1 protein-coding gene is annotated in these 572 nt (G+C 63.5%); it reads right to left on the bottom strand.

Features of this window, described 5'->3' with window-relative positions; translation table 11 throughout:
* On the bottom strand, positions 1–572 hold a 572-nt coding region (locus AADA15_RS19270), incomplete at both ends, for a calcium-binding protein (RefSeq protein ID WP_341643186.1).

The raw sequence follows: 572 nt of genomic DNA, 5'->3' as shown, positions 1-572 counted from the left end.
CGAAATCCTCGATCACATCGTTGTCATGACCCCTGTTGAAGATGAAAGTGTCGCGCAGGGTGCCGCCGCGCAGGATGTCATCGCCGGCGCCGCCCTCCAGAACATCGACCCCCTGGTTCCCCAGCAGCTGGTCATTGCCCGCATCGCCATAAAGCGTGTCATCGCCGGTGCCGCCATAAAGACTGTCCTCGCCCGCGCCGCCCGACATCCAGTCAGAGCCGAAATTGCCATAAAGCGTGTCGTTGCCGCCGTCGCCAAACAGCCGGTCCCAGGCCGAGCCGGCCGACAGCCAGTCATCGCCATTCCCGCCCGACAGCAGATCATCGCCCGAGGAGCCGTAAAGCACGTCATTGTCATCGCCGCCATAAAGGCTGTCCCAGCCCGAGCGGCCGTGGATCGTGTCATTGCCGCTGCCGCCCTCGACGTAATCCACCCCGTCGCCCGAGCTGATGTAATCATCCCCCGCCTCGCCATAGATCGTATCGAGCGCGGTATTGCCGTAGAGCGTGTCATTGCCGTCACCGCCATAAAGCGTGTCATCCCCGGTGCCCCCCACCAGGCTGTCATCGCCG

The sequence above is a fragment of the Phycobacter sedimenti genome (assembly GCF_038148855.1).
GTDB classification, from domain to species: domain Bacteria; phylum Pseudomonadota; class Alphaproteobacteria; order Rhodobacterales; family Rhodobacteraceae; genus Phycobacter; species Phycobacter sedimenti.
Note: the sequence above shows the minus strand (reverse complement) of the source record. Positions and strands in the feature narration are given on the sequence as shown.